At 72.3% G+C, this 14,054-nt stretch carries 10 protein-coding genes; 6 read left to right on the top strand and 4 right to left on the bottom strand.

Going from position 1 to position 14,054, the window contains the following annotated elements:
- Positions 1-47: 47 nt before the first annotated feature.
- Positions 48-461: a hypothetical protein gene (locus tag TR50_RS42975; protein ID WP_052441346.1), complete on the bottom strand. Its 414-nt coding sequence runs from the start codon at positions 459-461 to the stop codon at positions 48-50.
- A 412-nt stretch (positions 462-873) separates the two neighbouring features.
- Between TR50_RS42975 and TR50_RS26800 the strand changes: the two genes are divergently transcribed.
- Positions 874-1,461 (top strand): TMEM165/GDT1 family protein, encoded by a 588-nt coding sequence (locus TR50_RS26800; RefSeq protein ID WP_042427252.1) that lies wholly within the window; start codon positions 874-876, stop codon positions 1,459-1,461.
- Between the two features lie 14 nt (positions 1,462-1,475).
- On the opposite strand, the gene TR50_RS42970 is transcribed toward TR50_RS26800, so the two are convergent.
- From TR50_RS42970 to TR50_RS26785, 3 genes are all read right to left on the bottom strand, one after another.
- A complete protein-coding gene (locus TR50_RS42970; RefSeq protein ID WP_152648655.1) occupies positions 1,476-2,462 on the bottom strand; it encodes a peptidoglycan-binding domain-containing protein in 987 nt (328 codons plus the stop codon).
- A 106-nt stretch (positions 2,463-2,568) separates the two neighbouring features.
- Positions 2,569-4,596, bottom strand: coding sequence for an MFS transporter (locus TR50_RS26790; RefSeq protein ID WP_084701021.1), 2,028 nt, complete (start codon positions 4,594-4,596; stop codon positions 2,569-2,571).
- Between the two features lie 83 nt (positions 4,597-4,679).
- Positions 4,680-5,912, bottom strand: a complete 1,233-nt coding sequence (locus TR50_RS26785; protein ID WP_042427249.1) for a cytochrome P450 — start codon at positions 5,910-5,912, stop codon at positions 4,680-4,682.
- Between the two features lie 203 nt (positions 5,913-6,115).
- On the opposite strand from TR50_RS26785, the gene TR50_RS26780 reads away from it, so the two are divergent.
- From TR50_RS26780 to TR50_RS26760, 5 genes are all read left to right on the top strand, one after another.
- Entirely contained in the window at positions 6,116-7,285 is a 1,170-nt protein-coding gene (locus TR50_RS26780; RefSeq protein WP_042427245.1) for a steroid 3-ketoacyl-CoA thiolase, read from the top strand.
- 145 nt (positions 7,286-7,430) lie between these two features.
- Complete coding sequence (locus TR50_RS26775; RefSeq protein ID WP_042427241.1) at positions 7,431-9,185, top strand: acyclic terpene utilization AtuA family protein; 1,755 nt, start codon at positions 7,431-7,433, stop codon at positions 9,183-9,185.
- Positions 9,182-10,783: an acyl-CoA carboxylase subunit beta gene (locus TR50_RS26770; RefSeq protein WP_042427236.1), complete on the top strand. Its 1,602-nt coding sequence runs from the start codon at positions 9,182-9,184 to the stop codon at positions 10,781-10,783. Before TR50_RS26775 ends, TR50_RS26770 begins: the two co-directional genes overlap by 4 nt.
- 54 nt (positions 10,784-10,837) lie before the next feature.
- On the top strand, positions 10,838-12,850 hold the full coding sequence (locus tag TR50_RS26765) for an acetyl/propionyl/methylcrotonyl-CoA carboxylase subunit alpha (RefSeq protein ID WP_042427234.1): 2,013 nt from the start codon (positions 10,838-10,840) through the stop codon (positions 12,848-12,850).
- Positions 12,847-14,022 (top strand): acyl-CoA dehydrogenase family protein, encoded by a 1,176-nt coding sequence (locus TR50_RS26760; protein ID WP_042427231.1) that lies wholly within the window; start codon positions 12,847-12,849, stop codon positions 14,020-14,022. Before TR50_RS26765 ends, TR50_RS26760 begins: the two co-directional genes overlap by 4 nt.
- Positions 14,023-14,054 lie beyond the last annotated feature (32 nt).

Here is a 14,054-nt window from a genome sequence, read left to right as displayed (position 1 = left end):
CGCCCGCGCCTGCGTCGGCGGGGCGGGCGCCTGCGGGGCGGCGCGCCTCAGCGCACCAGGACGTCGACGGCGTCCGAGACGCGGTCCAGCCGGCCCGCGCCGTTCGGACTGCTCTTGGCCAGCAGCCGCGCCCGGAACTCGATCCGCCCGAAGGACGTCGCCCGGACCGTCCGCCCGTAGGTCGTCCACGGCCGTCCGGCGCAGCCGAGCGCGAACCAGCCGCCGTTGCCGATCCGCTCGTCCAGGCAGGCGTAGGTGTAGCGCGCCGAGTCGTCCCCGCCGTAGGCGGTCACGGCCACGCTCTGCCCTATCCGCACGGCTCGGGCCCCGACCTGCACGTAGGCGCCCGACTTGGCGAAGGCCGTCCCGGACAGCGCGGTGCAGCTGAGGACGGCGGCGGTGATCCCGGTGAGCGCGGCGTTGCGGACGAGGCGGGCGCGACGGACGGATCTGTTCGGCATGCGGACTCCCCCGAGGACAACCGGATATTTACGCGCGAATTTATGCAGAGCTTACGCATCCCAGGACGCAGGACTGCGCACAACCGTTCCCATCCGTTCGTTTCCGTTCGTCCGTCCGCCGAAGGAGCGAAGGGGTGGTGGGCTGATCGGATGGTCGGCCCCGCTGACAGGCGGCTCGGGTAGACTCAGGGTGATCGAAGGGGAGTAGCCCCGACCGGACCGTCGACATACTGGCGGGCTTCACGGCCCGCCCGGCGCCCGGGGCGTGAGCCGCGTGAGCGGCCCGCGTCGGCGAGACCTTCGGCCGCAGCAGTCGTACCCGTACTCCGTGTTCGTACTGGCTGCCGCGCCGAAGCGTCCACGAGGTCGAGGGCTTTGAGGCCGGCACCACTGATCTGAGGACCACCCTTCCGTGAACAGCTTCGCCGTGTTCGGCATCACCTTCGGCGTCATCTTCCTGGCCGAGCTCCCGGACAAGACCGCGCTGGCCAGCCTCGTCCTCGGCACGAGATACCGCAGCTCCTACGTCTTCGCCGGCGTCGCCGCCGCCATGGCCGTGCAGGTCTCCCTGGCCCTGGTGGCCGGCCGCCTGCTGGCACTGCTGCCGCACCGCGCCCTCGAAGCGGTGGTCGGCGGCCTCTTCGTCCTGGGCGCGTTGATGCTGCTGCTCCACAAGGAGGACGACGAGGAGGAGGGCGAGGGCCGCACCCCGCGCTCCGACAGCTTCTGGCGGGTCGCGGGCGCCAGCTTCGCCGTGATCGCGATCGCCGAGTTCGGCGATCTGACGCAGATCGCGACGGCGAACCTCGCCGCGAAGTACGGCGACTGGCTCGCCGTCGGCCTCGGCAGCTGGCTCGCGCTCTGCGCTGTCGGCGGCCTGGCGATCCTGGGCGGACAGAAGCTGATGCAGCGGGTGCCGCTGCACGTGATCCAGCGCTGCGCTGCAGTGATCATGCTGGTGCTGGCGGGGATCAGCATCGCCAACGCCATCACCGGCTGACGCTCCCGCGAGGGTCAGCCGCCGTTGCCGCCCCAGCCGCCCCCGCCGCCGTTGCCCCCGCCCCCGAGCACCTGCGCCATCATGGCCTGCGTGTTCGGGCCGTAGACGCCGGGCGGGTCGCCCTGGACGCCGTACCAGCTCTGGAAAGCGCTGACGTCCTGCGCGGTCCGGTTGTCGTAGCTGCCCGTGGCTCGGCGGTGGTCGATCCCCACCTCACGCAGGTCCTGCTGCAGTGCGGTCACGGCCGGACCGGTCGAGCCGAGGCTCAGCGAGTCCGACTGGGGTGTCGGCGAGCTGGACGGCGTGGCGGAGGGCGACGGCGAGCTGGACGGCGTGGCCGTGGGTGAGGCGCTCCGGCTCGGCGTGGGCGTGGGTGTGGGCTTGGGGGAGTGGCTGGGGGAGGCGCTCGGCGACGTCGACGGGCCGGTGCTCGCCGACGCGGCAGGAGAGGTCTCCGTCGCCTCCGTCGACGGCGCGGCCGCCGTCTGGACCGTGGGGGCGGCGGACGGGCGGGTCAGCAGCGCGGCGCCGGTGCCGATGAGGACGAGCGCGACCGCGCCACCCGTCAGCGCCAGGGCCTTGCCGGGGCGTGACGCCGCCGCCTTGCGCCGACTCGGCGGCACGACCGCGCGACGACCCGGCGATCCCGCGGCGCTCGCCACGGGAGCGGTTGCGGCCGCGGGAGCCGCCGAGGCCAGGGGGGCGGCCCCGGCCGCCGAGGCGCTCGGAACGGGCGGGAGCACCGTGGTCGGCTCCGCGTCGGCCGCCCACATCGCGGGTCCGTTCGCGGGCGCGGGCTGCCCCTCGACCGGGCCCTCGTGCCCGGTCGCAGGCACGTAGTACGGGCGCACCAGGGCGGGGGCGCCGTCGACCGGTGGCAGGACCGTGGTCTCGTCGTCGCCGGCATGGCCGGCATGGCCGTTGCCGCCGATATGGCCGGTATGGCCGATGTCGCCGTCTCCGACGGCTCTGCCGTCCCCGTCACCTGCCGGAAACGTCATCATTCCCCCTGCCCGGGCCGCATGTGCGAGTGCTTGTCCTCGGTCGACTCGTGCGTCGATCGGGGCGATTATGCAGCATCCGCGCGCGGCGGCGAACAGGCGACCGTCAGTCGGTGAAGACGTGGCCTGGCGCCTCGAGCGAGTCGTCGGCCAACGTGCGCAGCATGGCGAGGAGTTCGGCGTGCTGCTCGGGGGAGTAGCCCTCCAGTTTCGCGCTGAGCTGCTCCAACCGGGCCTCGGAGAGCCTGCGGATGATGTCCTCGCCGGCCGGAGTCAGCGTCAGCACGCCGTGATCGTCCCGCTGGACGCGTCCGGAAGCGACCATTGCGTCCAGCTTCGGGCGGATCTCGTCCGGGGTGACCTTCAGCCGTCGGCAGATCTCGTCCTCGGTGATCGGACCTGCGTGGTGGAGCCGGAAGAGGCCGTAGGCCTGCGGGACCGAGATGTCGACACCGCAGCGGTCGATGGCCCGACCGTAGCGCTCCCAGATGTTCTGACGGCTGGAGAGCCGGGTGATCATGCCCTCGATCTCCTCCGCCGAGCTGCGGAAGGCCGGTGGCCCGGCCCCCTCGACCTGGTTCGTGCGGGTCGCCGTGCGCAGCGGGACCTCGCGCAGGAACAGCGACAGGACGAAGGCCAGCACCGCGATCCCGGCCGCGACCAGATAGACCGTCTGCAGCGAGACCGCGAAGATGTGCAGGAACGGGTCGAGCAGCGGCTTCAGCGCGGGCGGCGCCTTGTGCACGCTGGTCGGGTCCTCCAGCACCTGCTGGGTCGGGAAGCGCGGCGACAGCGTGCCGTCCTTCTCCGCGGCGGTGATCTTCGACTTGAGCTGGTTGTTGAGTACCGTGCCGAAGATCGAGGCCCCGAACGAGCCGCCGATGGACCGGAAGTAGGTGACGCCGGACGTGGCCGTGCCCAGGTCCGCGAAGTCGGTCGAGTTCTGCACGGCGATGATCAGCACCTGCATCACCAGGCCCAGTCCGAGGCCCAGGATCAGCATGTAGACGCCCATCACGGTCGCGCTGGTCTTCTCGTCCACCTGTGCCAGCAGGACCAGCGCGACGCAGGTCAGCGCGGTGCCCATGATCGGGTAGATCTTGTACTTGCCGGTGCGGGAGATCAGCTGGCCGGTGCCGATCGAGGTGATCAGCACGCCCGCCATCAGCGGCAGCAGTCGCAGCCCGGACTCGGTCGGCGAGTTGCCGTTGACGACCTGCATGTAGAGGGGGATGTAGGACAGCGCCCCGAACATGCACAGGCCGATGATGAAGCCCATCCCGGAGCAGACCGTGAAGATCCGGTTGCGGAACAGCCGCAGCGGCATGACCGGCTCCGGGGCGCGCTGCTCCCAGTAGATGAACGCGGCGATCAGCACGACGGCGCCGATCGCGCAGCCCCAGACCTCTGCGGAGTTCCACGCCCAGGTGGTCCCGCCGAGGCTGGCGATCAGCACGAGGCAGGTGGAGGCGGCGGCCAGCAGCAGGGTGCCGAGGTAGTCGATCTTCGGCCGGGTCTCGGGCCGCTTGGCGTGCAGTGCGGTCGCGATGACGGCGAGTGCGACGGCGCCGACCGGCAGGTTGACGTAGAAGACCCAGCGCCAGTTGAGGTTGTCCACCAGGAACCCGCCCAGCAGCGGGCCGACCACCGAGGAGACGCCGAAGACCGCGCCGATCACGCCCTGGTACCGCCCGCGCTCGCGCGGCGGCACCACGTCGGCGATGACCGCCATCGCGAGCACCATCAGCCCGCCGCCGCCCAGGCCCTGGACCGCCCGGAAGGCGATCAGCTCCGTCATGTTCCGCGACTGGCCGCACAGGGCGGAGCCGATCAGGAAGATGACGATGCAGACCAGGAAGACGCCCTTGCGTCCGAAGAGGTCGCCGAGCTTGCCCCACAGCGGGGTGGTCGCGGTGGCGGCCAGCATGTACGCGGTGACCACCCACGAGAGGTGGTTCGCCCCGCCGAGGTCCCCGACGATCGTCGGCAGCGCGGTGGACACGATCGTCTGGTCGAGCGCGGCGAGGAACATGCCGAGCATGACGCCGAGGAACACCAACCGCACCCGGCCCGCGCTCTCCGGCACGGGAGGCTGCTCCTGCGGAGGTGCGTCAACCGCCTGCTGCTGGGCCATGCCCCCAGCAAACCCTCCACCTGCCCCTCAGGCGTCCCGGAGAGGCCGAACGAGTGAGCGCGTCGCCGGGACGGTCCGGCGGCTCATGCGTACTCGACCTCCAGCTGCTTGATGCCGTTGAGCCACGGCGAGCGCAGGCGCTTGGGTTCGCCGCGCAGGCGGATGCCCGGCATGGCGTCGGCGATGGCGTTGAAGATGAGGTCGATCTCGAGCCGGGCGAGGTTGGCGCCGAGGCAGAAGTGGGGGCCGCCGCCGCCGAAGCCGAGGTGGGGGTTGGGGTCGCGGAGGATGTCGAAGCGGTCCGGGCGGTCGAAGACCTCGTCGTCGTTGTTGGCGGAGGCGTAGAAGATGCCGACGCGCTGGCCGGCCCTGATCTCCGCGCCGCCCAGTTCGACGTCGCGCGTGGCGGTGCGCTGGAAGGAGATGACGGGCGTCGCCCAGCGGACGATCTCGTCGGCGGCCGTCTGCGGGCGGCGCTCCTTGTAGAGCTCCCACTGCTCGGGGTGGGTCAGCATCGCGTGCATGCCGTGGCTGGTGGCGTTGCGGGTGGTCTCGTTGCCGGCGACGGCCAGCACCAGGACGAAGAAGCCGAACTCGTCGCTGCTGAGGTTGCCCTGACCGGAGGCGTTGACCAGCTTGGTGACGATGTCCTCGGCCGGGCAGGCCTTGCGTTCCTCGGCCATGCCCATGGCGTAGCTCATCAGCTCGATCGCCGACTGCATCCCCGTCTCCTGGCTGAGCGCCAGCTCGGGGTCTTCGTAGCCGACCATGGTGTTGGTCCAGTGGAAGATCTTGCCGCGGTCGCTCTGCGGGACGCCGATGAGTTCGGCGATGGCCTGGAGCGGCAGTTCGCAGGCGACGTCGGTGACGAAGTCGCCGGTGCCCTCCTTGACCGCCGCGTGGACGATCCGCTCGGCGCGGTCGCGCAGGGTGTCCTGGAGCGCGTGGATGGCGCGCGGAGTGAAGCCGCGCTGGACGATGGAGCGCAGTCTGGTGTGTTCCGGCGGGTCCATGTTCAGCATGATCAGCTTCTGGCCGTCGATGCCGGACGGGTCGATCGAGGGGTGGAACCGGATGATCGCGGTGTTGGTGTGCGAGGAGAAGGTCTCGGGGTGGGTGGAGACCTCGCGGACGTCCGCGTGCCGGGTCACCGCCCAGTAGCCGCCGTCGTCGAAGCCGGTCGTCCCGTTCGCCTGGGGTATCCAGCAGGCGGGCGCGGTGCGGCGCATCGCGGCGAACTCGGGGAGCGGCACGCGCTGCAGGTTCACTTCCGGGTCGGTCGGGTCGAATCCGTCGGGCAGGGCCGGACAGGACATCGCGGGCCTCCTGAGGGGCTCCTGGGGCTGGGTTGTCGCTGATGGAACTCTGAGTAGCACTGACGGGGCGTCAGATTTTCACTCGACGGTAGTAACACGTTCTAGTGGATGCAAGGGCCTTGCGCGGGGGGTCTGCGGACGCATACAAAGGTCCGCAGAACTAGAACGAGTATCAGTTCTGGGCCACTCGGGAGGGACCGCTCATGGCCGCTGAGCCCGTCATCGTCGAGGCAGTGCGCACCCCCATCGGCAAGCGGGGCGGCGCGCTGGCCAACCTGCATCCCGCCTACCTGCTCGGCGAGACCTTCCGCGAGCTGCTGGCCCGCACGGCCGTCCAGCCGGACGTCGTGGAGCAGATCGTCAGCGGCACGGTGACCCACGCCGGCGAGCAGTCCATGAACCCCGCGCGCAACGCGTGGCTGGCGATGGGCCTGCCCTACGAGGTCCCGGCCACCACCGTCGACTGCCAGTGCGGATCCTCGCAGCAGGCCAACCACATGGTCCACAACATGGTCGCGGCGGGCGCGATCGACGTGGGCGTGGCCTGCGGCGTGGAGTCCATGTCGCGCGTCCCGCTGGGCGCGGGCTCGGCCGGAGGGCACGGCCGTCCGTTCCCGGAGGAGTGGAACGTCGACCTGCCCAACCAGTTCGAGGCGGCCGAGCGGATCGCCCGCCGCCGCGGGCTGACCCGTGCGGAGGTGGACCACCTCGGCCTGCTCTCCCAGCAGCGCGCCCAGCAGGCGTGGGCGGAGGAGCGGTTCAAGCGCGAGACCTACGCCGTGCAGGTGCCGACCACGGAGGCGGAGCAGCACGCGGGCCAGGGCATGTGGCGTCTCTTCGACCGCGACGAGGGCCTGCGCGACACCTCCGCCGACGCGCTGGCCGGCCTGAAGCCGGTGATGCCGACGGCGGTCCACACCGCCGGCAACTCCTCGCAGATCTCCGACGGCGCCGCTGCCGTCATGTGGGCCTCCCGCCGCGCCGCGCGGGCCCTCGGGCTCACCCCGCGCGCCCGCATCGTCGCCCAGGCGCTGGTGGGCTCCGATCCGCACTACCACCTCGACGGCCCGATCGACGCGACGCGGGCGGTGCTGGGCAAGGCCGGGATGTCGCTGAAGGACATCGACATCGTCGAGATCAACGAGGCGTTCGCCTCGGTGGTGCTCTCCTGGGCGCAGGTGATGAAGGCCGACATGGACAAGGTCAACGTCAACGGCGGTGCCATCGCCCTCGGCCACCCGGTCGGTTCGACGGGCGCCCGCCTGATCACCACCGCCCTGCACGAACTGGAGCGCAGCGGCAAGGAGTTCGCCCTCGTCACGATGTGCGCGGGCGGCGCGCTGGCGACGGGGACGATCGTTCAGCGGCTCTGACTCCCTCTGTGGCGGGCGGGAGGGGCGCGGCCGGAGGTCGCGCCCTTCCTTCGGTCATAAAATCAAGCAAGCATGCTTGATTGTTTCTGTTCCCCCTGCCACGCTGGGCGCATCGCGTCGGGTGGGTTGGTCGGAAGGGGCAGAGGTGTCCGCAACGATCCTGCGGGTCGGGAACGCGTCCGGGTTCTACGGGGACCGGTTCGACGCCGTGCGGGAGATGCTGACCGGTGGGCCGTTGGACGTGCTCACAGGGGACTATCTCGCCGAGCTGACCATGCTGATCCTCGGCCGGGACCGGATGGGCGACCCCGGACTCGGATACGCCAAGACGTTCCTGCGGCAGATGGAGGAGTGCCTCGGGCTCGCGCTCGACCGGGGGGTGCGGATCGTCGTCAACGCGGGCGGACTCAACCCCGCCGGGCTGGCGGAGAGGCTGCGGGAGCTCGCCGCGACGCTCGGGCTCGGGCAGGCGCGGATCGCGCATGTCGAGGGCGACGACGTGCTCGCCGCCGTCAAGGCGACGCGGGCGGGGGTGCTCGCGGCCAACGCGTACCTCGGCGGGTGGGGGATCAGCGCCTGTCTGGACGCCGGGGCGGACCTGGTCGTCACCGGGCGCGTCACCGACGCCGCGCTGGTCAGCGGCGCGGCCGCCGCGCACTTCGGGTGGGCGCGGGACGACTGGGACCGGCTGGCCGGGGCCGTCGCCGTCGGCCACGTGCTGGAATGCGGAACGCAGGCGACGGGCGGCAACTACTCCTTCTTCCACGAGATCCCGGCCGCGGCGCGGCTGCGCCCCGGCTTCCCGCTCGCCGAGATCCACGCCGACGGCAGCGCGGTGGTCACCAAGCACGACGGCACCGGCGGCGCCGTCACCGTGGAGACCGTCACCGCCCAACTCCTGTACGAGACCGGGCCTGCACGCTATGCCGGACCCGACGTCACCACCCGCCTCGACACCGTCCGCCTCACGCCCGACGGCCCGGACCGCGTCCGGATCGGCGGCGGGGTGCGGGGCGAGGCCCCGCCGCCGACGCTCAAGGTGGGCGTGAACCGGCTCGGCGGCTGGCTCGGTGAGACCGTGTTCGTCCTCACCGGCCTGGACCTCGAGGCCAAAGCCGAGTTGACGAAGAATCAGCTCGCCGCCGAGCTCGGGCAGAAGCAACCCGCCGAGCTCCACTGGACCCTCGCCCGCACCGACCACGCCGACGCCGCCGCCGAGGAGGAGGCGAGCGCCCTGCTGCGCCTCGTCGTGCGCGACCAGGACCCGAAGCTGGTCCAGCGCGCCACCGCGACCGTCCCCGTGGAGACCGCGCTCGCCGGCTACCCCGGCTTCCACGTCGCCGGGCTGCCGCAGAAGCCCAGCCCGTACGGCATCTTCGAGGCGCTGACCGCCGACCCCGCCGAGGTGCCGCACACCGCCGTGCTGCCGGACGGGAGTCGCGCCGAGATCCCGCCCGCGCCCGCGAGCCGACCGCTGGAGCCGGTGCCGGACCCCGAACTCCCGCAGCCGCTCGGGCCCGACGCCGCCGGACCGGTCCGCCGCGCGCCGCTCGGCGCGGTCGTCGGCGCGCGCAGCGGCGACAAGGGCGGCAGTGCCAACATCGGCGTCTGGGCCCGCTCCGAGGACGGCTGGCGCTGGCTCGCGCACATCCTCACCGTCCCGCGCCTGAAGGAACTCCTCCCCGAGACCGCCGAGTTGACCGTCACCCGGACCGTGCTGCCGAACCTGCGCGCGCTCAACTTCACCGTCGAGGGCATCCTCGGCGACGGCGTCGCCTCCCGGGCGCGCTTCGATCCGCAGGCCAAGGCGCTCGGGGAGTGGCTGCGCTCCCGTCGTCTCGACATCCCGGAGCGCCTGTTGACCCCGGAGACCCTGTTGAACAGCGAGGAGGGCCTGTGACCGTCCTTTCCACCGACGTCGATCCGCGCGGCGCGGAGTTCGCCGAGCGGCGCGAGGCGATGCTGGCCAAGCTGGCGGAGCTGGACGCCGAGTACGCCAAGGCGGTCGCGGGCGGCGGCCCCAAGTACGTGGACCGCCACCGCGCCCGCGGCAAGCTGCCGGCGCGCGAGCGGATCGAGCTGCTGATCGACCCGGACACGCCGTTCCTGGAGCTGTCCACCCTCGCGGCCTGGGGCAGCGAGTACCCGGTCGGCGCGGGCCTGGTGACCGGCATCGGCCGGATCTCCGGCACGGAGTGCCTGATCTCGGCGAACGACCCGACGGTGCGCGGCGGCGCGAGCAACCCGTGGACGCTGAAGAAGGCGCTGCGCTGCCACCAGATCGCGCTGGAGAACCGGCTGCCGCTGGTCAGCCTGGTCGAGTCGGGCGGTGCGGACCTGCCCAGCCAGAAGGAGATCTTCATCCCCGGCGGCGCCATGTTCCGCGACCTGACCCGGCTCTCCGCCGCTGGCATCCCCACCGTCGCCGTCGTCTTCGGCAACTCCACCGCCGGCGGCGCGTACGTGCCCGGCATGTCCGACCACGTCGTCATGATCGACGAGCGGTCCAAGGTGTTCCTCGGCGGACCGCCGCTGGTCAAGATGGCCACCGGCGAGGAGAGCGACGACGAGTCGCTGGGCGGCGCGCGGATGCACGCCCGCGTCTCCGGCCTCGCCGACCACTTCGCCGCCGACGAGGTCGACGCGATCCACCGCGCGCGCCGCATCGTGGCCCGCCTGGAATGGCGCAAGCAGGGCCCCGGCCCCGCGCCCGGCCCGGTCGAGCCGCCGAAGTACGCCGAGGAGGAGCTCCTCGGCGTCGTCCCCGCCGACCTGCGGCAGCCCTTCGACCCGCGCGAGGTCATCGCCCGGGTCGTGGACGGCTCGGAGTTCGACGAGGTCAAGCCGCTCTACGGGCCGAGCCTGGTGACGGGCTGGGCCCGGATCCACGGCTACCCGGTCGGCATCCTCGCCAACGCGCAGGGCGTGCTGTTCAGCCAGGAGGCGCAGAAGGCCACGCAGTTCATCCAGTGGGCCAACCAGCGCGACATCCCGCTGCTCTTCGTGCACAACACCACCGGCTACATGGTGGGCAAGGAGTACGAGCAGGGCGGCATCATCAAGCACGGCGCGATGATGATCAACGCGGTCTCCAACTCCAAGGTCCCGCACCTGTCGCTGCTCGTCGGCGCGTCCTACGGCGCCGGGCACTACGGGATGTGCGGGCGGGCCTACGACCCGCGCTTCCTCTTCGCCTGGCCCAGTGCCAAGTCGGCGGTCATGGGCCCGCAGCAGCTCGCCGGCGTGCTCTCGATCGTCGCGCGCGCCTCCGCGCAGGCCCGCGGCCAGGCCTACGACGAGGAGGCGGACGCCGGTCTGCGGGCCATGGTGGAGCAGCAGATCGAGGCGGAGTCGCTGCCGATGTTCCTCTCCGGCCGCCTCTACGACGACGGCGTGATCGACCCGCGCGACACCCGGACCGTGCTGGGCCTGTCCCTCTCCGCGATCCACTCCGCACCGGTCGAGGGCGCGCGCGGCTACGGCGTCTTCCGGATGTGACCCGCGATGACCACTGCCCTTGATGGCCGCTGACCCTGATGACCGCTGACCCTGATGACCACTGACCTTGGAGCCAAGACCGTGATCGGATCCGTGCTGGTGGCCAACCGCGGCGAGATCGCCCGGAGGATCTTCCGCACCTGCCGCGAACTCGGCGTCGCCACCGTCGCCGTGTTCTCCGACCCGGACGCGGACGCGCCGTTCGTGCGGGAGGCCGACGCCGCCGTGCGCCTGCCGGGAGCGGCCCCCGCCGACACCTACCTGCGCGGCGACCTGGTCATCGCCGCCGCCCGCGCGGCCGGCGCGGACGCGGTCCACCCGGGCTACGGATTCCTCTCCGAGAACGCCGAGTTCGCGCAGGCCGTGCTCGACGCCGGGCTGACCTGGATCGGCCCGCCGCCGAGCGCCATCGCCGCGATGGGCGTGAAGACGCGCGCGAAGGAGCTGATGGCCGAGGCGGGCGTGCCGGTGCTCACCGTCGCGGGCGAGCCGACCCACGAGGACCTGCCGCTGCTGGTGAAGGCCGCCGCCGGCGGCGGCGGCCGAGGCATGCGCGTCGTGCGCGAACTCGAACAGCTTGAGGGTGAGTTGGCGGCGGCACGACAGGAGGCGCTGGCCGCCTTCGGCAGCGACGAGGTCTTCGTCGAGCCCTACGTCGAGACCGGCCGCCACGTCGAGGTGCAGCTGCTCGCCGACGGCGACGGCACCGTCTGGGCGGTCGGCGAACGCGACTGCTCGGTCCAGCGGCGGCATCAGAAGGTCGTCGAGGAGGCCCCCGCGCCGCTGCTCGCCGACGACACCCGCGCCCGCCTGCACGAGGCCGCCCGCGCGGCGGCCCGCGCGATCGGCTACGTCGGCGCCGGGACGGCCGAGTTCCTGCTCGCGCCCGACGGGCGGTTCTTCTTCCTGGAGATGAACACCCGCCTCCAGGTCGAGCACCCCGTCACCGAGTGCGTCACCGGACTCGACCTCGTCGCGCTCCAACTCCTCGTCGCCGAAGGCGGATCGCTGCCCGGCGACGAGCCGCCCGCGCCGCACGGGCACGCGATCGAGGTCCGCCTCTACGCGGAGGACCCGGCACGCGACTGGCAGCCGCAGACCGGCGTCGTCGAGCGCCTCGACCTCCCCGGCGTCACCGCGGGGTTCGCCCCGCCGCGCGCGGGGGAGCGGGCCGGACTGCGCCTCGACGCGGGCGTCGAGAGCGGCAGCGAGGTCGGGGTCCACTACGACGCCATGCTGGCCAAGGTCATCGCCTGGGCGCCCACCCGCGCCGAGGCCGCCCGTCGCCTCGCGGGCGCGCTGGAGCGGGCCCGCATCCACGGCCTGACCACCAACCGCGACCTGCTCGTCCAGGTGCTGCGCCACCCCGAGTTCCTCGCCGGACGCGTCGACACCGCGTTCCTGACCCGGCACCCCGGCGCGGGCGCGCCCGACAAGGACGACGTCGCGCTCGCCGCGCTGGCCGCGGCCCTCGGCGATGCCGCCGCCAACCGGGGCCCGATCGCCGGCGGTTGGCGCAACGTGCCGACGCACCCGCAGGTCAAGCGGTACGCCCACGACGGCGTCGAACACGAAGTCCGCTACCGCCTCACCCGCGACGGCCTGCGCGCCGAGACCCACCCCGACGTCGCGCTCGTCTCCTGCGCGCCGGACCGTGTCGTGCTCGAAGTGGACGGAGTACAGCGGGCGTTCGGTCTCGCCCGGTACGCCGCCGGCGGGGGCGCCCCGCTCGTCCACGTCGACTCGCCGCTGGGCGCGGTCGCGTTGACGGTGCTGCCGCGCTTCCCCGAACCGGAGCGGGAGACGGCCGCCGGGTCGCTGCTGGCGCCCATGCCGGGCACGGTCGTCCGTGTCGAGGCCGCCGTGGGCGATGTGGTGACGGCCGGTCAGCCGCTGCTGTGGCTGGAGGCCATGAAGATGCAGCACCGCATCACCGCGCCGACGGCAGGCGTGGTCACCGAACTTCGCGCGGCCGTCGGCCAGCAGGTCGACACCGGCGCGCTCCTCGCCGTCATCGGCGAATCCGTGGACCGTGAGTCGCAGCAGGAGGGGACCCCGCAGTCATGACCGCGACGTACGAGAGCACCTTCGTCGAATCCGAGGAACGCCGCGATCTGCGCACCGCCGTGCGGGCGCTGGGCAGTCGCTACGGCCTCGACTACCTGATCGCCTGCGGCAAGGAGCACCGCCCGGCGGACGAACTGTGGCGCGAGGCGGGCAAGCTGGGCTTTCTCGGCGTCAACCTGCCCGAGGCCTACGGGGGCGGCGGGGCCGGCATCCAGGAGCTCGCCATCGTCCTGGAGGAGCTCGGCACGGCCGGCTGCCCGCTGCTGATGCTGGTGGTCACCCCGGCGATCTGCGGCAGCATCCTGGCGCGCTTCGGCACGGACGCGCAGAAGCAGGAGTGGCTGCCCGGGTTCGCCGACGGCACCCGCCGCATGGCCTTCGGCATCACCGAGCCCGACGCCGGCTCCAACTCGCACCGGATCACCACCACCGCCCGCCGCGACGGCTCGGACTGGCTGCTCAGCGGCCAGAAGGTGTTCATCTCCGGCGTGGACGCCGCCGACGCCACCCTCGTCGTGGGCCGCACCGAGGACGCGAAGACGGGCAAGCTCAAGCCCGCGCTGTTCATCGTGCCGAGGGAGACCCCCGGGTTCGCGTACAAGCCGATCGAGATGGAACTGCACCTGCCCGAGCGGCAGTTCCAGCTCTTCCTGGACGACGTGCGGCTGCCCGCCGACGCCCTGGTCGGCGACGAGGACGCGGGCCTGCTCCAACTGTTCGCGGGCCTCAACCCCGAGCGCATCATGGCCGCGGCGTACTCGACCGGGATGGCCCGCCTCGCGCTCGACCGGGCCGTCGACTACGCCAAGCAGCGCACCGTCTGGAAGGACCCGATCGGCGCGCACCAGGGCATCGCGCACCCCCTGGCGCAGGTCCGCATCGAGCTGGAACTGGCCCGGCTGATGACGCAGAAGGCCGCGTTCCTCTACGACGCGGGCGACGACTTCGGCGCCGGCGAGGCGGCGAACATGGCCAAGTACGCCGCGGCCGAGGCCGCCGTGCGGGCCGTCGACCAGGCGGTGCAGACGCTCGGCGGCAACGGCCTGGCGTCCGAGTACGGGCTCGCCTCGCTCATCGCGGGCGTCCGGGTCGGGCGCATCGCGCCGGTCAGCCGCGAGATGATCCTCAATTTCGTCGCCCAGCACACCCTCGGGCTGCCGAAGTCGTACTGACGCCCACCTCGGCGGACGAATCCGCAGGCCGA

This window comes from Streptacidiphilus anmyonensis, assembly GCF_000787855.1.
Lineage (GTDB): Bacteria > Actinomycetota > Actinomycetes > Streptomycetales > Streptomycetaceae > Streptacidiphilus > Streptacidiphilus anmyonensis.
Note: the sequence above shows the minus strand (reverse complement) of the source record. Positions and strands in the feature narration are given on the sequence as shown.

What these genes read in the sequence shown, in the direction of transcription:
- TR50_RS42975 (WP_052441346.1), bottom strand. Translation starts at nt 461, where the DNA reads ATGCCGAACAGATCCGTCCGTCGCGCCCGCCTCGTCCGCAACGCCGCG.
- TR50_RS42970 (WP_152648655.1), bottom strand. Translation starts at nt 2,462, where the DNA reads ATGACGTTTCCGGCAGGTGACGGGGACGGCAGAGCCGTCGGAGACGGC.
- TR50_RS26790 (WP_084701021.1), bottom strand. Translation starts at nt 4,596, where the DNA reads ATGGCCCAGCAGCAGGCGGTTGACGCACCTCCGCAGGAGCAGCCTCCC.
- TR50_RS26785 (WP_042427249.1), bottom strand. Translation starts at nt 5,912, where the DNA reads ATGTCCTGTCCGGCCCTGCCCGACGGATTCGACCCGACCGACCCGGAA.
- TR50_RS26780 (WP_042427245.1), top strand. Translation starts at nt 6,116, where the DNA reads ATGGCCGCTGAGCCCGTCATCGTCGAGGCAGTGCGCACCCCCATCGGC.
- TR50_RS26765 (WP_042427234.1), top strand. Translation starts at nt 10,838, where the DNA reads ATGACCACTGACCTTGGAGCCAAGACCGTGATCGGATCCGTGCTGGTG.
- TR50_RS26760 (WP_042427231.1), top strand. Translation starts at nt 12,847, where the DNA reads ATGACCGCGACGTACGAGAGCACCTTCGTCGAATCCGAGGAACGCCGC.